We start from the raw sequence: 21084 nt of genomic DNA on the forward strand, positions 1-21084 counted from the left end.
CCGTCCATGGCAAATGACGGGATGAGCCGCACCTGAACCACGCACGTTTCCTGCACGTCCACCGGCGGGCGCGCGCCCGCCGCCAGCGCCAGAGGAGACATCGTGGCACCACGGAGCAGACGGACCGGCCGGACCAGATCCCTGCGTTCGGCCTGCGCGGCCCTGACCGCGCTCGTTCTCTTACCCCTCGGCGGAGGGACGGCGCTCGCGGCGCCCGCCCCCGCCGACCGGCCCACCGCGGCCGACCGCAAGCTGGAACCCCGGCTCAAGGCGGAGCTGGCGGAGGGCAAGACCGCCTTCTGGGTCTATCTCGACAGCGCCGCCGATCTGACCGCCGCCTCCCGCGAGAAGACCAAGAAGGCCAGGACCAAGGCGGTCTACGAAGCCCAGCGCGACCACGCCCGGCGCACCCAGGCCGATCTTCTCAAGGCCCTGGAGGGCGCACGCGCCGAGGCCACCCCGTACTGGATCGTCAACGCCGTCCGGGTGGTGGGCGACGCCAAGGTGGCGAACAGCGTCGCCCAGCGGCCCGAGGTCGAACGGATCGGCGCCGACGAACGCATCCCGCTCCCCCGGCCGGTCGAGGGCGCCCGGGAGCACACCGTCAACGCGGTCGAGTGGAACATCGACCGGATCAAGGCCCCCGAGGTCTGGAACCGGCTCGGAGTGCGCGGCGAGGGCGTCGTCGTGGCGAACATCGACACCGGCGTCGACGTCGCGCACCCCGCCGTCGACGATCAGTACCGGGGCCGGGCGGCCGACGGCAGCCTGAGCCACGACTACAACTGGTTCGACCCCGCGGCGGTCTGCCCCACCGCGGCCCCCTGCGACAACAACAACCACGGCACCCACACCATGGGCACGATGGTCGGCGACGACGGCGCGGAGAACAAGATCGGCGTGGCCCCGGGGGCCAGGTGGATCGCCGCGAAGGGCTGTGAGTCCAGCTCCTGCTCCCAGGCGTCGCTGCTCGCCTCCGGCCAGTGGGTCCTCGCGCCCACCGACCGCAACGGCCAGAACCCCCGCCCCGATCTCGCGCCCGACATCGTCAACAACTCCTGGGGCAGCTCGGCGCACACCCCCTGGTACAAGGACGTCGTCAACTCCTGGCGCGCCGCCGGAATCTTCCCGGCCTTCTCCAACGGCAACGGCGGCCCCGGCTGCGCCACCAGCGGATCGCCCGGCGACTACGTGGCCTCCTACAGCTCCGGCGCCTTCGACAGCGCCAACGCCATCGCCAGCTTCTCCTCGCGGGGCGCGGGCGACGAGGGCGGCATCAAACCGAACATCGCCGCTCCCGGCTCCAATGTCCGCTCCGCGATCCGGAACGGCGGGTACGGCGCGCTCTCCGGAACCTCGATGGCCTCCCCGCACACCGCCGCCACCGTGGCGCTGATCTGGTCGGCGGCCCCGGCGCTCCACGGGAACATCGTCCAGACCGAGCAGCTGCTCGACCAGACCGCCGTGGACGTGGACAGCACGTCCTGCGGCGGCACCCCGGCCGACAACAACGTCTTCGGCGAGGGCAGGCTCGACGCGCTCGCCGCCGTCGAGGGCGCTCCGCGCGGCCCGGTCGGCTCCCTCACGGGCACGGTCACCTCCGGCGGCGTTCCCGTCGCCGGCGCCCAGGTCGCCGCCGACGGGCCGATCAGCCGCACCGCGCTGACGGCCGCCGACGGCACCTACTCCTTCGCCTCCCTCTCGGTGGGCGACTACACCCTGTCCGTCACCAAGTTCGGCTACGGCAGGGCGACGGCCGCGGCCACCGTGACCGAAGGGGCCGCCGCCACCCGGGACGTCACCCTCGCCCAGGCGGCGTCCGGGAAGGTCACGGGCACCGTCTCGGCCGGCTCCGGGCCCGCGTCGGCGGCCTCCGTCACCGTGACCGGCACCCCGGTGACCGCCACGGCGGACGCCGACGGCCGGTTCGAGGTGACGCTCCCCCACGGCGAGTACGAGATCCGCGCCACCCATCCGTCCCGCTGCGTCACCGCGGGCGGCGTCCGGATCACGGTCGCCGGCGACACCACCGCCGCGGTGATCCTGCCCGAGCGCACCGACTCCTACGGCCACGCCTGCGCGACGGGCTCCCGGAGCCAGCCCGTCGGCGACCGCAAGCTGGCCCTGACCGGCGACGACGCCACCGAGCGGGTGGAACTGCCCTTCCCCGTGCCGCTGTACGGCAAGAGCTACGCCGCGGCCTGGGTGGGCACCAACGGCACCCTGAGCTTCGGCGGCGCGCACACCGGCGACACCAACGGCCAGATCCCCAGCGCGAGCACGCCCAACGCGGCCCTCTACCCGTTCTGGGACGATCTGCTGCTGAGCGGGGAGGGCGCGGGCGTCTTCACCGGGGTCGTGGGCACCGCCCCGCACCGCGCGTACATCGTGGAGTGGCGCAACGCGGTCCACTGGTCCGCGCAGTCCGACCGGTTCACCTTCGCCGCCGCCATCGGCGAGGACGGCCGGGTCTCGTACCACTACAAGGGCACCACCGGGGTCGGTCTCAAGGCCGGGTCGAGCGCGACCGTCGGGGTGGAGAACGCGACCGGGACCGACGCCTTCTCGTACTCGTACAACACGCCGGTGCTCAGCGACGGGCTCTCGGTGTCCTTCCGCACCACGAAGAGCGGCGTGGTGCACGGCCGGGTGCTCGACGCCAATGACGGCAAGGGCGTCGCGGGCGCGACGGTCACGGTCGGATCGGGGGCGACGGCGGTGACCACCACCACCGCGTCCGACGGCGGCTACGCGGCCCAGGCCCCGGCCGGCGACCACGCGGTGGCCCTCACCGCCCCCGCCTACCAGCGGGCGGAGACCGCCGTACGGGTCGAGCCCGACGCCGTGTCCCCGTACACCGGGTCGCTGAAGACCGGACGAGTGACCGCCGCCCGAAGCTCCGTCGACGTCGTGGCCCCCGGCGAGCAGCGGCGCACCCGCACCCTGGAGCTGACCAACCCGGGCTTCGGCACCCCGTTCACCGTCGCCGAGGAGGCGTCCTGGCTGACCGTCAGCCCCACCGCCGGTGAGCTGGCGACCGGGCAGAAGCAGCCGCTGACCCTCTCGGTCGACACGGCGGGCCTCGCGCCGGGCACGGTGCTCACCGCCGACGTCCGGATCGAGTCCCAGAGCGGGCGCACCCCCGTGCTGACCGTGCCCGTCAAGATCGTCGTACCGCGCTACCAGACCGCCCTGGACAGCGGCGCGTCCTCGGAGCGGGTCGACGTCCTCGGCGACACCTGGTCGCCGGACCGCAAGTACGGCGCCGGCTCCCACGGGTACCAGGGGACCTCCTCGGTCAGGTCCACCGGGCGCGCCATCTCCGGCACGGACGACCAGGCGCTCTTCCGCACGGCCCGTGAGGGGATGTACGAGTACCGCTTCGACCAGGTGCCGAACGGCGTCTACACGGTGGAGCTGGGCTTCGCCGAGGTGTCGTCCGCCCGGCCCAACAAGCGGGTCTTCGACGTGCTGGCGGAGGGGACCGAGGTGCTGCCCTCGCTGGACATCGCGCTGGAGGCGGGGTCGTACGCGGCGGTTCAGCGCACCTATCAGGTCACCGTGACCGACGGAACGCTGAATGTGCGGTTCGTCGCGCACAACGGCTATGGGAAACCCCTGCTCAACACCCTCCGGGTGACCGAGCGTCCCGACCGGGGCTGACACCGGCCGGGGCGGGTCCGTGCCGTCGCGCGGACGGCACGGACCCGCCCCGGCTCCGCCCGGTCACGCCTTCGGCAGCTTCGCCGCCGCCGCGCGGGACAGCGCCTCGGCCGCCGCGCACAGTTCGTTCGGCGAACGCTCGCCCCAGACGGCGAGGAGCACCAGCTCGACGGTGGTGTCGCCGGAGGAGTTGGCGTAGTCGCGGTGCGGGGTGCGCACCACACAGGTGTCGTCGCCGTGGTCCTCGGGGGCGACACGGGCCCGCCGGCCGCCGATGACGACCGGCCGGCCGTTGTCCGCCAGGGTGTTGTCCCGGCTGAAGGTCACACTCACCTCCATGTCGTCGCCGGTGCTCCGCCAGTCGCACTTCCAGCCGGCGAAGTCGCGGTCCGGCGGCCGCCACCCGGCGATCCCCTTCACCGAGCCGAGCGCGGCCGCGTCCAGCATCCCGCAGGCGTCGAGACGGGCCAGGGACTCCTTGGTGAAGGGAGCCTGCCGCTGCGGCGCGGCCCCCCGGTTGAGGATCGAGACCGCGTGGCCGGTCGCGGTCCGGACGATCGCGCACAGATCGGGTGCGGAGCCGCCCAGCCGCTCCGCCGAGATCCAGATCTCATGGCCGTCGGCGAGCCGGAGATTGCGCTCGCACCCCTCCGCGTCACCGGGCATCGCGGACACGGCCACCCGGCCGATCTGCTCCGTACGGACTCCTGAGCCGAATTCGGCCCGGTCGCCGGAGAAGTTGAGCTGGACGTCGACGATCTCCTCGCCGCCGCGATCCTCGCTGATCAGCACATCGCACCGGTCGAACTCACCGTAGTCGTCGTCGAGTTCGGCATGGCCGTGGCGGGCGAGCACGCGGGGGTCCAGGAGTGCGCAGGGATCGGCCCGGGGGGCGTCGACCAGCGCGGCCGTCGGGCCGGGGGCGGGCGCCTTCGCCCCGGCGCCGCCGTCGTCGTCGTCCCCCCAGTCCCACGGTCCGAGGACGGCGACCGCCGCGATCAGCGCCAGGGCGGTCACCGTCCCCGTGGCGGCCGCTCCGCGCGGGCCTCCCCGCCACCAGGGCACCGCGGGCCGCAGCCGGGAGCGGAGGCCGGACCGGCGCTCCCCCATCCGGGACAGGACGTGCAGGGGAGGCGGGGTCGCCTCGGTCAGCGCCAGTCGGGCCTTCGCCGCGCTCGGGCGGCGGCGCGGGTCGGCCATCAGCATCGCCGCCAGCGGACCGCCGAGCGGACCGCACCGGCGGGCCGGCTCGATCCGGCCCGCCGCGGCCCTGCTCAGATAGGCGAGGGCGTGCTCGGCGTCCCCGTACGGCGACCGGCCCTCGACGGCGGCGTACAGCGACGCGCCCAGCGAGAACACGTCCGCCTTGTGGTCGGGCGACTTCCCGCGCGCCACCTCGGGCGGCAGATAGCGGGGCTTGCCGCGCACCCCGCCGCTCTGGGTGGTCTCGGTCCACATCGCGCGGGAGATCCCGAAGTCCGTCAGCTTGGCGACGCCGTCGGCGGTGACGAGGATGTTCTCCGGGGTCACGTCCCCGTGCACCACCCCCGCGCGGTGCGACACGGCCAGCGCCTCGGCGATCTGACAGCCGATCGCTCCGGCGACCTCGGGCCTGAGCCTGCCGCGCTCGGTCATCAGCTGCTTCAGACTCCGCGAGGGCAGATACTCCATGACGATCCAGCACACCGTCCCCTCGGCGACGAAGGTCAGGACGCCGACGATGTTGGCGTGGTGGAACCGCGCGGCGTTGCGCGCCTCGCGTCTGAGCCGCCGCGCGTCCCGCTCGTCCGTCACCCGGGCGCACTTGAGCGCCACTTCCCGCTCCAGCAGCGTGTCCAGCGCGCGCCAGACGACTCCCATGCCGCCCGCGCCGATCCGCTCCAGCAGACGGTAGCGCCCGTCGACGACGTACCCCTCGCCGATCACCGGTGCCGCGCCGTTCCCAGGCCGCCAGTCGTTCGCATGGGGCCGGAGCGTACTCCAGCCGTAGCACAGGGGGACCCGAGTCGGGAAGACAGCACCTGAACGAGGGGCGGGGCCCGCTCTACAGGTCCCGGTACATGATGTGCAGGCCCACGGGCCCGTGCTCGGGATGGTCGTACGCGGCGGGGACGGTGCCGAGGATCCGGAAGCCGAGCGAGGTCCACAGCCGCACCGCGGGGTTGGTCTCGACGACCGCGTTGAACACCATGCCGGTGTAGCCCTCGCGGCGCGCCTCCGCCAGCACGTGCTCGGCCAGCGCGCGGCCGACGCCCCGGCCGGTGCGCTCGGGGTCGACCATGAAGGCCGCGTTGGCGATCCGGGCCGCCGGACCGCCGTAGTTGGCGCGCAGCACGGCGGAGCCGGTGATCCCGTCGTCGTCCCGGGCGACGAACACCCGGTTGCCGGGGGCCGTCCAGAGCGCCCGGGCCGACTCCTCGGAGGTGTCCGGATCCCAGGTGTAGGTGTCCCCCGCCGCGACGATCTTCCGCCAGAACGGCCAGACGGCCGGCCAGTCTTCCGGGGCAGCGTCTTGAACGATCACGGTGCCCGAGTCTGCCACACCGCCCCGGCGCCGCCGCGGGTCCGCCCGTCCCGGGTGGGAGCGACGCTCACGGGGAATACGCGACACACGACGGGCCAAAATCCGACTTGCGGTACTCAGAGCGACCGGGGCCGCTAGCGTCGTAACCCAGACCATGATGAACGGGGGTTGGCCGTGGTCTACAGCGATCGTGAACCGCCGCAGTGCCCGGGCGGGCATCTCGGCATGTCGACGGGTGCGGGCATCGACGTCCAGCGGAGGCTGGAGACCCTGATAAGGGATTTCCGCGCCAGTGAACCGCCCATGCCCGTCGTCGTCCTGCACGCGGAGGACGCCGCCGACGAGGAACGGGTCGTCGAGCTGGTCGAAGAGCTGTACACGGGGCAGGAGGCGCACGGCACCCGCTGCGCCGTCGCCCCCGAACAGCAGGAGGGCCCGACCGAGGTGCGGCGCGCGGCGGGACTCGTGCGCGACCTGGGCGACCCGAGGCGGTGGGACGGCCGGCGCTCGATCTACCGCCGGTACGCCTTCCCGCGGCTGCGGCTGGTACGGGCCATCGAGGACGCGGTGCGCGAACTGGACGCCGACTGGCCGCAGGCCCTCTCGTCGGCCGGGGCCAGGGGCGGCGGGCCCGATCCCGCGCAGCAGCTGCTGGACCAGCTGGCGCGGCAGCGCTGGCGGCCCAGGGGAGGAGCCCGCTGGCGCAGCGGGCTGCGCATGTTCGACATGGCGCACATCCTCCCGGCCAGTCTGGTGGCGGTGCTCGCGGCGCTGCTGGCGCGCACCCACTGGCCGGTGGCGCTGGCCTCGGGCACCGCGTTCCTGGTGCTGCTGGTGCTGCTCGACAATGTGCTGCCGAGCCGGGCGCCGATCTTCCTCTGGCTGCGCCGGGAGAGCCGCTGGTTCATGACCACCACCTTCCTCAGGGCGGCCGCGCGCGGCCGGCCGACCGATGTCTCGCGGCTGCGCCCGGCCCGCTCCTGGCACGCGATCTCGACGCGCGCGTACGACGTGGCGGAGGCCCTGAAATCGGGCGGCGACTTCCAGCTCCAGCTGTATGTGCTGGCCCTGCTGGAGGATCTGCGCGACAACCACCGCCGCTGGAGCTGGGATCTGCGCGGCTTCAAACGGCCCCGGCCGCCCGTTCTCCTCCTGCCGCGTCTGAGCGCGGCGAACGGCGGGATCGAGCTGATCAAGGCGGTCAGCGATGTCCGCAGCCGGCGCAGCGAACTCGATCCGATGCTGATCGTGGCGGCGGTGCGCGGCGCCGATGTGCCGCGGCTCCAGCGCAGTGTGATCTCGGCGCCGGGCGGCACGCCGTGGACCTGGTACCAGGAGTGGGCGCGGAATCTGCGGGCCGGCCAGTCGCCGAGCCGGGAGCTGGCCGAGCTGCCGTGGGTGCTGAAGGTGGCCCTGCCCGGTGACCGGCTGGCGGTGCCGGTGGACGGGCAGCGGCACTGTGTGAAGGCCGTCTCCCGGCCGACGGCCGCGCGTCTGGTGTGGTCGCTCCACGCGCTGGGGCTGGTGGGGGTGCTGCTCGCCGTGGGTCTCGGCGTACGGGCGCAGACCCTGCACGAGCGGCACTGCTCGACGTCGGCGCTCTCCGCCAACACCGACACGCGGCTCATGACGACACGAGAGGGCGACACCGAGTGCATAGGGATCGCGACGGGAGACGTGCGGTTCGCCGACTGGGCGCCCGGGGACGGAAAGGCGCCCGGGCGTGACCGCGGGGGCTGGACCCTGGCCCAGCTGGAGCAGAGCATCCGGGCGGAGAACGAGAAGGTGGTCGCGCGGCGCGACGGCGGCTATGTGACGCTGGTCTACGCCGGTCCGCTCAGCCCCGACTCCGGCGGCGGGTCCTCTCCGCTCAAGGGAATCGAGGAGCTGGCGGGCGTCCATCTGGCCCAGTCCGTCGTCAATGAGAACTTCTCCGTGGGGCTGCGCGTCCTGATCGCCAACGGCGGGGTGGACATGCTGCACCAGAAGGAGATGGCCGAGGCCGTCGCCGCGTATGCGGAGGGGGACGACACGGTGATGGGCGTCGTGGGCAACGGGCGGGATCTGCGCTCCAGCGCGGACGCCACACGGACCCTGCGGGACGCCGGGCTGCCCGTGGTCTCGGGCACCAACTCGGCGACCTATCTGCCGCGTTCGTTCAGCAACTGGTTCAGCCTGGCCGCGCCCGACGAGTGGCAGGTGGATCAGCTGGGTCTGATCGCGGCCCAGCTGCGGACGCCGGAGAGGAAGCAGCGGGCGATGGTGCTCACCCAGAACACCCGCGGCACCGACGATCTCTACACGGAGGAGCAGGCGAAGTACGGACAGCAGATGCTGGAGGACCGGGGCTTCGCCATGCTGCCGCAGCGGCAGTACGCCCTGAAGGCGAACAAGCCGGAACTCCGGCTGCACGCCCAGGAGATCTGCCGCCGGGGGCGGGTGCCGTCCGTGATCTACTTCGCGGGCCGGGTGGAGCATGTCGGTCCGCTGATGACCCGGATCGGCACGGAGCCGGGCTGCGCGCGGAAGAGCATCTCCATCCTGACCGGTGACGATCTGTCGAAGGCGAACTTCTCGCAGGGCGGGGACGGGGTGGCGCCGAAGGTGACGCTCTATCACGCGGCGCTGGCCGAGCTGGAGCGGGCGGCGGCCATGACCGAGTTCTACGAGAACGCCGCGAAGCACCTTCCCGGGCTCGCCTCCGGGCGGCTGTCCCCCGACACGCCCGTCCTGGCCAGCGGTCAGACGGCCCTGGCGCACGACGCGACCCAGGCCCTGTACTCGGCGGCGACCCGGCGCGACGACTCGCGCAGCCGCTCCGAGACCTGGGTGAATCTGCGGACGGTGAAGCTGGGTGGAATGGCGACGGGCACCATCGACTTCACCGGTGCGCCGCTGTACGGGGATCGGAAGGGCCACAGCGTCGCCCTGAAGGAGGTGCGGCGCGGGGCGGACGGCTCGTCCCGTTCGCGGGTGCTCTGCAGCAGGGTGGCGGGGGACAGCAGGCCGCTGACGGAGAAGGAGTGCGCGATCGGCGCGGGGTGAGGATCCGGGGCGGTCCGGACACGGGACAGGTCGGCGGTCCGGACACGGACAGGTAGGCGGCCCGGGGGCGGGACGGACGAGCGGCCCGGGCCCGGGGCGGGCGGGCCGGCCGGCCGGTATCGAAAATGAGTGCGGGCGAGACGGCCGCCGTGGCTACGATGAGCCCATGGTGTCCACCGACCGGCTTCTCGCCTTCGCGGCCATGTCCTTTCTGCTGATCGTGATCCCCGGGCCCAGTGTGCTGTTCGTGGTCGGGCGGGCCCTGTCCCAGGGCCGCCGGGCCGCGCTCACCACGGTCGCGGGCAACACCGCCGGAGGGTATGTGCTCGTCGTGGCGGTGGCGTTGGGAGTCGGGGCGATCGTGGAGCGATCGGTTCTGGTCTTCACGGCGCTGAAGCTGGCGGGCGCCGCCTATCTGGTCTATCTGGGGGTGAAGGCGGTACGGGAACGCGGTTCGCTGCACGCCTCGTTCACCGGTGACGCGCCCTCCCGCGGCGGTCTGCGCACCTTCTGGGAGGGGTTCGCGGTCGGGGTGGCCAATCCCAAGACCATCGTGTTCTTCGCCGCGGTGCTGCCGCAGTTCGTCGACCACGGGGCGGGGAGCGTCCCGGCGCAGATGCTGCTGCTCGGTCTGGTCTTCCATGTCATCGCGGTGACCTGCGACAGCCTGTGGGGTCTGACCGCCGCCACCGCCCGGGGCTGGTTCGCCCGCTCCCCCCGCAGGCTCTCCCTCGTCGGCGGCGCCGGCGGGCTCACCATGATCGGCCTCGGCGTCACGGTCGCCGCGACGGGCCGGGAGCCGTAGCGGCCCGGGGCCGCCGGGATCCGTCAAGGCCCGACGCCCCGGCTCAGCGCTCGCGCCCCCGCCGCGCGGCCAGGAAGTCGTCGAAGGCGCGCGGCGGACGTCCGGTCAGCTCCTGCACGGCGGAGGTCACCCCGGACATCGCGCCGGACGCCATATCGGCGTAGAGCCACAGCAGATCGTCCACGAACGCCACCGGGCCGGTGAGCGGATACGCCTCGCCGGGGCCGGCCGGGCCGGTCAGCAGCGCGGCGGCGCAGGCGGCGACGTCAGCGGTGTCGATGTACGCCACCGCCACCGTGCCGTACGGTCCCGCGACCGCCTCGTCGTGGGCGAAGCCGCCCTCGCCGGTGAAGAAGTTCCGCATGTATCCGGTGGGTCGCAGCGTCGACCAGTTGAGACCGGACGCCTCCAGATGCCGTTCGATCTCCCAGTGCGCGCGGACGGACAGCTTCGCCTCGGGGCGGGGCCGCCACGCCGAGATCTTCACCACGTACGAGACTCCGGCCGCCCGTGCCGGTCGGCGGCCGCGATCTGCTGCCGGACCATGGGCTGCCGCCCGGCGACGGGAAGCGCGCCGCCGCTGGTGAGGAACAGCCGGTCCACGCCGTCCAGGGCGGCGGTGATCGAGGCGGGTTCGCCGAGGTCGCCGAGGTCGCCGACGGTGAAGTCGCAGCCCGGTTCCCTGCCCCGGGCCTCGTTCCGCACCAGCGCGCGGAAGGGCACGCCGTCCCGCGCGAGCGCCTTCACCAGATGCCGGCCGATGCCGCCGGTCGCACCCGTCACCAGAATCATCCGCTCCTCCTTCGGTCCGGGGCCGGGGCGCGCCGGCCCCGGCCGCCGATGCCCCCGCATCCGTTCGAATGACCGCCATAATTCACCCTTTCGAGTTAGGGCATGGGCGGTGCCGGACCCTCACATCACGTGGCTTTTCAACCCCAACCGGCCTGCGAACCTCATGATCGAACCGGCGATTTTTAGACATCAACAAACCTCCCCAATTCCCCTGTTGAACCCCCTCACCAGGTCAAGATAAGGTCAACTCCACTTACAGAACGAACTAATCTCGACAAGAAATGAAGGCCGAGAAATCGATCCGGGAGCCGACACGGAGGAGATGAAATGAAGGGGCACGGGAAAGTGAAGGTACTTCTCGTCTGTGAGAACGAGTTGGAACGTGCCGGACTGAGCGCGATACTCAACAACGACCGGGAAATATCGGTCATCGGAGAAGTGAGCGCCCTCTCGGAAGCCCCAAGATCCGCCGAACAGTTCAGACCGGACATCATCCTCTGCAGCTATCACGAGTTCTCCGCCCACACCCTCAAGATCGCCGAACAGGTCGCCGTCCAGTCCCAGGGCGGCATACCCATCTACCTCATCTTCCTGGCGACCTTCCCGGGCGATCAGGTCGTCAACCTGCTCCGCATCGGCAGATGCACGGTCCTGGACCGGCGCATCAGCCCCACCGAGCTCATCGCGGCGATCCGGGTCAGCATCGCCGGATACACCCCGGTAAAAGATGATGTCGTGGGAAATCTGGCGCGCGCCTCCGTGGCCCTCAAGGGGAGCAGCCACAGCAGCAAGGAGCATCTCTTATCCCTCACCAAACGCGAACGCCATGTCTTTGAATTAATGGTCCAGGGACTGTCCAACCCGGAGATCGCGGCCTGGCTCAAGGTCGCGGAATCCACCGTCAAATCACATGTGCAGGGAATACTGAGCAAATTGGATGTCCGCGACCGGGTCCAGGCGGTGATCTACGCCTACGAGGCGGGGATCGTGAATCGGTCCGCCCGTCAGGAAACCCAGAGAAGAACATGACCGCGGCCGGGGAGAGAAGTCCCGCGATCGGCTGCGACACCGCGCGTACACGGCGGATCCGGGGGGTGCGCCCCGGGCCCGCCGCATACACGGTTCCGACTCCGTCTCCGGTCCCGGTCCCCGCCCGGGCCTCCGCTCAGGAGCGGTCGTCGGCCAGTTCGTCGGCGATGAAGTCCGCCAGATCGGTGAGGCTCTGCCCGCCGAGCATCCGCGCCATCGGCACCATCACCCCGTACTCACGCTGAACCTGGCTGCGCACCTCGGTGGCCATCAGCGAGTCGAGCCCCTGACGGTTCAGGGGCTTGCGCGCGTTCAGCCGCCCGGCGGGGAGCGCCAGCACCTTCGCGATCCGCTGGGTCAGGAAGCCGCGCACCGTGACGGGATCGCCGCCCGAAGCCGGTACGGAGACCGGGTCCGAGACTCCGCCCGAAGCCGGAACGGAGACCGGTACGGGAACCGGGGCCACGACCTCGCCCGCGGCCGCCGGAGACGGCACGACGGCCGTGACGGTGACGGCCGCCGCCCGGGCGGCGGCGCTCTCCCCGGCCACGACGGCAGCGGCGGCGACCGGTCGGGACGGCGGCTCCGGGACCGGCCTACCGGCGATCACTTCGCGCAGCAGCGGATCGCGCGCGGCGTCGGGATACGCGGCGCTCCAGCGCTCCCAGTCCGCGGCGAGCACGGTGAGCTGCCCCGCCCCGCTCCCCCACACGCGCTCCAGCAGCCCGATGCCCTCCTCCGGGGTGAAGCTCTCGATCCCCTGGGGCGCGAGGGCGCGTTCGTGCTCCGCGTCGTAGCGGGCGACCATGCCGACCGAGGACCAGAACCCCCAGTTGACCGAGAGCGCCGGCAGACCCCGGGCGCGCCGGTGGTGGGCGAGCGCGTCGAGACCGGCGTTGGCCGCCGCGTACGCCCCGAGCATGGGCGAGCCCAGGACGGCCGAGGCCGAGGAGAAGAGCACGAAGAAGTCGAGCGGTGCGCGCTCCAGCAGCCGGTGCAGATTCCAGGCCCCGGTGACCTTGGGCCGGACCATGGCGTCGAACCGGCCGGGCTCGGTCTCGGCGGCCGAGACCAGCTCGATCACCCCGGCGGCGTGCAGCACGCCCCGTACGGGCGGCAGTCCGCTGCTCGCGTGCTCCTGGAGGACGGCCCGCAGGGCGTCCTCGTCGGCCACGTCCACCGCGTGGTACGCGACCCGGGCTCCGGTGCGCTCCAGCTCGCGCAGCTCCCGGACCCGGTCGCCGAGCGGGCTGCGTCCGAGCAGGATCAGATGCCGGGCCCCCCGCTCCACCAGCCATGCGGCCAGTTCGAGACCGATGCCGCCGAGGCCGCCGGCGATCACATAGGCGGCGTCGGCCGTGACGACCGGACCGCCGGCCGCGGTCACGGCGGGGAGCGGCGCGGCGATCCCGGCCGGTTCGGCCGGCGCGGGCGCGGCGGTCTCCGCCGTCTCGTCCAGGCGGATGAGGACCTTGCCGATGTGCCGGGCCCGCGCCATCCGCCGGAACGCCGACTCCGCGTCGGCGACGCCGTACGCCTCGTACGGCAGGGGTTCGATCGCCCGGCCCTCGACCAGTTCGAGCACCCGTTCCAGCAGCGCCCCGGCCTGGCGGGGCCGGGTCCGGAGCATGTCGACGAGGTCCATCGAGTGGAAGGTCAGGTTCTTGGAGAACGGCAGCAGCCCGATCGAGCTGTTCTCGATCAGATCCTTCTTGCTCAGCTCGACATAGCGGCCGTACGGCGCGAGGAGGGAGAGGCTGAGGGGGATCGCCTCGCCCGCCAGGGAGTTGAGGACGACATGGACGCCCTCGCCCCGGGTGGCCGCCATCACCGACTCGGCGAACTCCCCCGACCGGGAGTCGGCGACGTGCTTCACCCCGAGGGTCTTCAGCAGGGCGCGCTTCTCCGGACTGCCGGCCGTCGCGAAGATCTCCGCGCCGCGCCAGCGGGCGATCTGGAGCGCCGCCAGGCCCACTCCGCCGGTCGCCGAGTGGATCAGGACCCGCTCGCCGGGGCCCAGCCCCGCCAGCTCGCACAGGCCGTAGTACGCGGTGAGGTACGCCGCCGGGAGGGTAAGCGTCTCCTCGACGGTGAGCCGGGCGGGAATCCGGCCGACCAGTCGGGCGCTGGTCACCACATGGCTGGCGAGCGCGCCCTCGGCCAGCGCGACGACCTCCTCGCCCTCCCGCAGACCGGCCACTCCCTCGCCGAGCGCCGTGATGACGCCCGCGCACTCCCAGCCGAGCCGGGCGCCCTCGCCGAGTCCGGGGTACGCGCCCATCGCGGTGAGCACGTCCCGGTAGTTCAGGGCGGCCCGGGTCACCCGGATCTCGACCTCTCCCGGGCCCGGCCGCCGCTGCTCCACCGGTACGAGCCCGATCTCGTCCAGCAGGCCCGCGGTGGGGCTGCGGACCTCGAAGCGCTCCGGGCGCTCCCCGGGGCCGGCGGCCGGGCGGGGGACGTTCGCGGCGGCCGGGCGGGAGGCGGGCGCGGGCGGGGTGTGCCGCACCAGACGGGCCGCGTACCGCCGTCCGTCCCGGTACGCGATCTGGTTCTCCCCGCCGCCGTCGGCGGGGAGCGGGGCGGCGGCGAGCAGTTCGGCGGCGAGCGGTTCGACGGCCCTGCCCCCGGCCCCCGGGGGCAGGTCGACGAGGGCACAGCGCAGCTCGCGGTACTCCTGGATGAGTGAGCGGCCGAGCCCCCACAGCATCGACTGGCCGACCGAGATCTCGTCCTGGCGGCCGGGGAGCCGCTGGGCGCCCTCGGTCACCAGCCAGAGCCGGCTCGCGTACCAGGGCGTGCGCTCCAGCGCCTGCACCAGGCGCAGCACGCTGTGGCAGCCGAGCCGGGCGGCCGTGTCCGTCGCTTCGGCGGCCGGCGCCCCGGCCGCCCCGGGGTCGCGGGCGTCCCGCGACCAGAGGTGGACGATGCCCTCGCACACGCTGTCGCCGACCTCCCGGGCCACCTCGGCGAGCAGGGTGCGGCAGTCGTCGGGGCCGGTCTCGTAGCGGTCCTTCGCCAGGGGGGCGAAGGCCGTGCCGGGGGTGACGACGATCGCGCGGCCGCCGAGCCGGCGCGCGAGGGCGTCGGCGGTGTCCCCCCGGTCGGCGAAGAGCAGCCAGAAGCCGGTGCGCGGCCCGCCGGGGGCCGGGGGCGCGACGGGCCGCCAGACGACCTCGTGGAGCCAGTCGGCGGGGTCGCCCGGCACGCTCCTGGGGACGAGGAAGCGCAGCCGTACGCCTTCGAGTTCGGCGAGCAGGACGCCGTCCTCGTCGCGTACGTGGACATCGCCGACGATGGCGTCGGGCCGTACGGCGGTGCGCACCGCGTGGCTCCAGACGGGGCCGCGCGGACGGCGGTGCAGCCGGACGCGGTCGATGCCGCCGAGGACGAAGGCGTCGTGCTCCCCCTCGGTCGTGAAGGACTCGGTGGCGGCCGCGAGGGTGTGACCGCAGGCGTCCAGGAGCGCGGGGTGGAAGTGGTGGACCGGGTCGGCGGCGGGGACGGGCGCCGGGGCCTCGATGTGCGCGAGCGCCTCGCCGTCGCGCAGCCAGAGCCGGGTGACGCCCTGGAAGGCGCCCAGCCACTGGTTCCCCTTCGCCGCGAATCGGCGGTAGAACTCCTCGCCGGTCAGCTCCCGGCCCTCGTCCCGCGCCCGGTCGCGCGCCGCGGTCCGGGCGGGCGGCGCGTCGGCTGCCGCGCCCTCGGGGTCGAGCCGTCCCGTGACATTGCGCTTGTGCCCGGGCTCGTCGCTGTAGCGGCTGCTGATCTCGAAGCTCCAGGCGCCGTCCGGCTCCTGGAGCAGGGTGACGCGGACGACGGGCGGGGGCTCGGAGGGGGTGAGGAAGATGCCCTCGTGGTAGGTGACGTCGCGGATGACGGGGGGCGTGCCGAAGACGGTGGCGGCGGCCGCCGCCGTCATCTCGATGTAGGCGGTGCCGGGGACGATGACGACGCCCTGCACCTGGTGGTCGCGGAGGTAGGCGTTGGCCCCGAGGTCGAGCGGGCCCTCCCAGACATGGCCGGCGCCCGCCGCCGGCGCGCCCAGCAGCGGATGGGCGGCCGCGGCCGGTTCGGGGACGCCGGGCGCCGGGCGCGCCTCTGCGGTCGCGGCCCCGGGGCGCTCCTCGGGCGTCCCGGCCGTCCCCGGGTCACGGAACCAGTACCGCTGTCGCTGCCAGGCCGGGCCGGGCAGCCGTACGTACCGCGCCCCGGGTTCGAACGTCCGGCCGAGGTCGACCGGGTGTCCGCTCAGGTGCACGACGGCGAGCGAGTCGAGGAGGGCGGCCAGTTCGGGGGTGTTGCGGCGGGTGGATCCCACCGCGAGGCCCCGGCCATCCGACTGGTCGACGTACTCGCTCATCGCCGGGGTGAGGATGGGGTGCGGGCTGATCTCGACGAACAGGGTGGGGCCCTGCGCGAGCAGCTTTTGCACCACCGGTCCGAAGTGGACCGGCTCCCGGAGGTTGCGCGCCCAGTAGGCGGCGTCGAGACCGGCGCCGTCCACGGGCTCCGCGAGGACGGTGGAGTACATGGGGACCGAGCCGGCCCGGGGCGCGAGATCGCGCAGGGCGCGCAGCAGGGGCTCGCGGAGCGGCTCCACCTGGGGGCCGTGCGAGGCGAAGTCGACCTGGACGAGACGGCAGAAGACGCCGCGCTCCTGGAGCGAGGTCAGCAGTCGGCGCATCGCCCCGGCGTCGCCGGAGAGGATGGTCGACGTGGGGCCGTTGATCGCGGCGACGGAGAGGGCGCCGGCGTACGGGGCCAGCTCCCGGGCGGCTTCCTCCGCGCCCAGCTCGACGGAGGCCATGGCTCCGTTCCCGGCGACCTCCTTCGCCAGCGCGCTGCGCCGGCAGATGACGGCGGCAGCGTCCGTGACGCTGAGGGAGCCGGCGACGCAGGCGGCCGCCGCCTCGCCCATGCTGTGGCCGACGACGTAGTCGGGTTCGACGCCCCAGGAGCGCCAGAGCGCGGCGAGGGCGACCTCGACGGCCCACAGCGTCGGCTGGATGACGTCGACGCCTTCGAGCGCGCCGGTGTCGCCGGTCAGCCGGTCGATCACGGACCAGCCGGTCTCGGCGCGGATCGCGGCGTCGCACTCTTCGAGGGCGCCGCGGAAGACGGGCTGCGTCCGGTGGAGTTCGCGTCCCATGCCGGTCCACTGCGAACCCTGGCCCGGGAAGACGAAGACGACCTGGGAGGGTTCCTCGTACACGTCGTCGGCGGTACGGGTGAGCGTGCCGGGCTCGTCGGCGAGGAACGCCTGGAGTCGGTTCGCCAGCTCCCGGTGGGTCGAGCCGACGACGGTGAGCCTGCTCTCGTGGCGGTCGCGGCGGGTGGCGGCGCTGTGGCAGATGTCCCGGAGGGGGATTCCGCTGCCCGCGCCGCCGGGCTCCAGATGGCGCAGATGGTCGGCGGCGATCCGGCGGAGGGTCTCCGGGGTGTGCGAGGACAGGCTCAGCAGCCGGGCGGGCTCGTCGGCGGCCTCGGGGGCCTGCTCGGCCGGGGCCGGGCGGTGCGCGCCGAGGACGATGTGCACATTGGTGCCGGAGATGCCGAAGGAGCTGACGCCGGCGACGCCCGGCCGTTCGTCCTGGGGCCATTCCCGGGTCCGCTGCGGCACGACCAGAGGGGTGTTCGCCCAGTCGACGACTGGGGTCAGTTCGGCGCTGTGGAGGCTGGGCGGGATCACCCCGGTCTCCAGGCACTTCACGGCCTTGATCAGTCCGGCGATGCCGGCGGCGCCCTCGGTGTGGCCGATGTTGGTCTTGACCGAGCCCACGATCAGCGGGCGGTCGGCGGGCCGGTCGTCGCCCAGGACGGTCGCCAGGGCGCCGAGTTCGACCGGGTCGCCGACGCTGGTTCCGGTGCCGTGCGCCTCCACGTAGTCGACCTGCGACGGGAGGATCCCGGCGTCCGCGTACGCCGCCTTGAGGGTGCGCTCCTGACCGGACGGCGCGGGGGCCATCATCGCGCCCCCCTCCTGGCCGTCGTTGACGGCCGCGGAGCCGAGGACGACCGCGCGGATCGCGTCCCCGTCGGCTATCGCGTCCTCCAGGAGTTTGAGCACGACGACGCCGACGCCCTCGCTGCGGACGAATCCGTCGGCGGCCGCCGAGGCGAACTTGCACCGGCCGTCGGGGGAGAGCATCTTGCCGCTGGAGAAGGTGATGCTCTCCTCGGGCACGAGGATGAGGTTCACGCCGCCGACCAGCGCGAGGTTCGACTCGCCGTTGCGCAGGCTCTGACAGGCCAGATGGACGGCGGTGAGGGAGGAGGAGCAGGCGGTGTCGACGGTGAGGCTGGGGCCGTGCAGATCGAAGGCGTAGGAGAGCCGGCCCGAGAGGACGCTGGGCGCGGTGCCGGCGTTGGCGTAGATGTCCAGGACGCCCGAGCGGCTCATCGTGTCCCAGTAGTTGCGGCCCAGGGAGCCGATGAAGACCCCGGTGCTGCCGGCGGTCAGACGCTCCCGGGTGAAGCCGGCGTCCGCGACCGCCGCCGCGGTCGTCTCCAGGAGCAGCCGCTGCTGGGGATCCATGTGCTGGGCCTCGCGCGGCGCGACGCCGAAGAAGTCGGCGTCGAACTCGTCCACGCCGTCGAGGAATCCGCCCGACCTGCTGACGATCTTTCCGGGCGTTCCCGGACAGGGATCGTGATAGGCGTCGATGTCGAATCGGCTGGGCGGGACCTCCACGATGCTGTCGTGTCCTTCGCACAGCCGCGACCAGAATTCCGTCAGATCGGCTGCCTGGGGGAATCTGCAGGCCATTCCCACAATGGCGATCGCGGCTCCGGCCGCCGGGGGCGGTGCGGTGGCGCTCTCCGGGTGGTCGGTTTCCTTCCGGGTCCGGTTCTCGGCGGATTCCCGGGCGTTCTCGCGACGTTTCCTGCCGGCCATGTCCACTCCTCGGTTGTCAGATGGCCCAGGGAGCGGCCGCGTCGATGGTCAGCACGGCGCTGCTGACCACGAAGCCGGGCGCCGCGCCCGCGAGCAGTACATGGTCTCCGGGCTTGAGCACGCCCATCGAGACATAGTGGTCGAGCGCCACGACATGGTCGCTCGCCGCGAGATGGCCGACGGTACGGCCGAAATCCCAGCTCGACACGGATTCCGGAATGCCGAGCGGGTCGAGCAGGAATTGCGCGACCAGATAGTGGCCCTGATTGACGTAGATGGCCTTGGCGATGTCCCCGACACCGATTCCGGCCTCGTCCAGCGAGCGCAGCACCACATCGGCCTGCCACTTCGCGATGGTCTCGTTGACCTCGGCGAGCGGCCGGTCCGTACGGCTGAAGTGACGGGCCCGCTCGACCATGTCGATGGTCTCCCGGCCGTGCGGGTCGAACAGCGGCTCGCCGCCCCGGTGGAGCCCCTCCAGCTCGGGGACGACCAGGTGGTTCACCGACCGGACCCGGGCCATCCCGCCGGTGGTGTCGAGCACCATCGCGCTTCCGGCGTCCCCGATCACCGTGCCCGGGCCGTAGCCGCGCCAGCGGTCGGCGACGGGCGAGGTGAAGTTGTCCGCGGTGGTGAGGAGCGCGGTGGTGCACTCGGGGTCCAGGCTGAGCCGGCCGGCCGCCAGCTCCATCGCGGCGAGCATTCCGTTGCAGCCCTGCCGGATCTCGAAGGCGGGAATGTTCCCGGCCCCGAGTTCCCTGACGATATAGCCGCCCGGATACCACATTTCCGGGCCCTGGCGCATGACGCAGGAGTGCACCAGCAGATCCACCGCCGACGCCTCGGCGCCCGATCGTTTCAGGGCCTCGCGGGCGGCGGAGACCGCCATGTCCACGGGTGGGGTGTCCCCGGCTATCAGGGTCCCGGTGACACCGGAGTCGAGCATGAGGATCTCGTCGTACAGACCCATGTCGACAGCGCGGCGACTGGTCATGCGCTCGGGCAGATAGGTGCCCAGCCCGCTGATGTACAGATTGTCCAGCTTCACAAACGCCTCCTGGGGGATTACGGGCGGGATGCGCGGCGCGACATTTCCCGGGCGATGACGGAACCGATTTCCCGGAGCGGCTCGGGGTCCGTCATCTCGCCGTGCTCGCAGGCGATGGGGTGGTTCTCGATCCGGCCGTTCACATAGGGGGTCCATGCCTCATGGCCCGTCCTGTTCTGCGCGTCGCTCTGGGCGGCGCGCTCGGTCGCGCTCTCGGCGGCGCCATCAGTGACGCTCTCAGCAGCGCTCTCAGTGGCGGTGAAGAAGAGGACGTCGCCGTCGTAGACCGGCGGCTCATGGGCCTCGATGAGGCGGATGTTGTTGATGACGATGTCGGCGAGGGAGAGGGCGTGGTCGACGGTGAGACCGGCGAGGGCGCTGTCGCGCTCGCGGGCGATCTCCAGGAGTGCGGGCAGGTCGAGTGTGTCCCCGGCCTCCTGGCCGAGATCGCGGCCGAGGCCCTCCAGCAGCAGTTGGAGCACTTCCCGCTCCTCCGGCACCCTTCCGGCGACCGGCGGGTGGGGGTGGGAGTCCAGCAGGGCCAGCAGTCCGACCTCCTCGCCCTGTTCCCGCAGGAGGGCGGCCATCGCGTGGGCGACGGCGCCGCCGTAGGACCAGCCGAGGAGGTGGTAGGGGCCCTTCGGCTGGACGGACCGCAGGGTGTGCACATAGTCGGCGGCCATATCGGCCAGACGGGCGGGGCGCTCCTCCTCTCCCGAGATGCCGCGCGCCTGTAGACCGTAGATCGGGTGACCGGCGTCGAGTCCGCTCATCAGGCCCGCGTAGCACCAGCTCAGACCGCCGGCGGGATGGACGCAGAAGACGGGGGGCCTGCTTCCGCGCGGGCGCAGGGGCAGCAGCGCGGCGAACGGATCCCCGGTCTCGTCCTCACGCTCGTCCTTGTCCTCGTGGGAATGCAGTCGCTCCGCGAGCGCGGCCACGGTCGGGGCCTCGAACAGGGTCCTGATCGTGTACCGGACACCGAAGGCGGTCTCCATACGGCCGATCAGCCGGGTGGCGAGGAGCGAATGGCCGCCGATCTCGAAGAAGCTGTCATGGATCCCGACGCGGGGCAGGGCGAGGACTTCGGCGAAGAGCCGGCAGAGGGTCTCCTCCCGGTGGTCGCGGGGCGCGTCATCGGTGACGATCCCGGTGAAGTCCGGCGCGGGGAGCGCGCTCCGGTCGAGTTTTCCGTTGACGGTCTGGGGGAGGCGGTCGAGGACGATGACGGCGGCCGGAACCATATGGTCCGGGAGGTCCCGGGTCAGTCGACGGCGGAC

Annotated in this window: 11 protein-coding genes; 4 read left to right on the forward strand and 7 right to left on the reverse strand. The window is 72.7% G+C overall.

The window, feature by feature from the left end:
* Positions 1–102 precede the first annotated feature (102 nt).
* Positions 103–3663 carry a S8 family serine peptidase gene (locus ACF089_RS34895; protein WP_392035923.1) on the forward strand — a complete coding sequence of 1187 codons (3561 nt, stop codon included), beginning with the start codon at positions 103–105 and terminating at the stop codon, positions 3661–3663.
* A gap of 63 nt (positions 3664–3726) precedes the next feature.
* Here ACF089_RS34895 and ACF089_RS34900 read toward each other — a convergent pair whose 3' ends face one another.
* Positions 3727–5589 carry a protein kinase gene (locus tag ACF089_RS34900; protein ID WP_392035926.1) on the reverse strand — a complete coding sequence of 621 codons (1863 nt, stop codon included), beginning with the start codon at positions 5587–5589 and terminating at the stop codon, positions 3727–3729.
* A 118-nt stretch (positions 5590–5707) separates the two neighbouring features.
* Positions 5708–6187 (reverse strand): GNAT family N-acetyltransferase, encoded by a 480-nt coding sequence (locus ACF089_RS34905; protein WP_392035929.1) that lies wholly within the window; start codon positions 6185–6187, stop codon positions 5708–5710.
* 225 nt (positions 6188–6412) lie between these two features.
* Here ACF089_RS34905 and ACF089_RS34910 point away from each other — a divergent pair, with 225 nt between their 5' ends.
* Entirely contained in the window at positions 6413–9232 is a 2820-nt protein-coding gene (locus ACF089_RS34910) for an ABC transporter substrate-binding protein (protein WP_392035958.1), read from the forward strand.
* A 166-nt stretch (positions 9233–9398) separates the two neighbouring features.
* Positions 9399–10037, forward strand: a complete 639-nt coding sequence (locus ACF089_RS34915) for a LysE family translocator (protein WP_392035932.1) — start codon at positions 9399–9401, stop codon at positions 10035–10037.
* Positions 10038–10080: 43 nt separating this feature from the next.
* On the opposite strand, the gene ACF089_RS34920 is transcribed toward ACF089_RS34915, so the two are convergent.
* Positions 10081–10527, reverse strand: a complete 447-nt coding sequence (locus ACF089_RS34920) for a hypothetical protein (protein ID WP_392035934.1) — start codon at positions 10525–10527, stop codon at positions 10081–10083.
* Positions 10521–10829 (reverse strand): SDR family oxidoreductase, encoded by a 309-nt coding sequence (locus ACF089_RS34925; protein WP_392035937.1) that lies wholly within the window; start codon positions 10827–10829, stop codon positions 10521–10523. The genes ACF089_RS34920 and ACF089_RS34925 overlap by 7 nt, the downstream gene beginning before the upstream one ends.
* Positions 10830–11156: 327 nt before the next feature.
* Between ACF089_RS34925 and ACF089_RS34930 the strand changes: the two genes are divergently transcribed.
* The gene (locus ACF089_RS34930) at positions 11157–11858 is read left to right on the forward strand and encodes a LuxR C-terminal-related transcriptional regulator (RefSeq protein ID WP_392035940.1); all 702 of its coding nucleotides are present in this window, start codon (positions 11157–11159) and stop codon (positions 11856–11858) included.
* Between the two features lie 136 nt (positions 11859–11994).
* Here the strand turns inward: ACF089_RS34930 and ACF089_RS34935 are convergent, their stop codons facing one another.
* From ACF089_RS34935 to ACF089_RS34945, 3 genes are all read right to left on the reverse strand, one after another.
* Positions 11995–18756 (reverse strand): SDR family NAD(P)-dependent oxidoreductase, encoded by a 6762-nt coding sequence (locus ACF089_RS34935; protein WP_392035943.1) that lies wholly within the window; start codon positions 18754–18756, stop codon positions 11995–11997.
* Positions 18757–18772: 16 nt separating this feature from the next.
* The gene (locus ACF089_RS34940; protein ID WP_392035946.1) at positions 18773–19804 is read right to left on the reverse strand and encodes a ketoacyl-ACP synthase III family protein; all 1032 of its coding nucleotides are present in this window, start codon (positions 19802–19804) and stop codon (positions 18773–18775) included.
* Between the two features lie 17 nt (positions 19805–19821).
* The coding region (locus tag ACF089_RS34945; protein ID WP_392035949.1) for an alpha/beta fold hydrolase at positions 19822–21084 on the reverse strand (1263 nt) is incomplete at its 5' end.

The organism is Streptomyces sp. NPDC014894 (assembly GCF_043080985.1).
Lineage (GTDB): Bacteria > Actinomycetota > Actinomycetes > Streptomycetales > Streptomycetaceae > Streptomyces.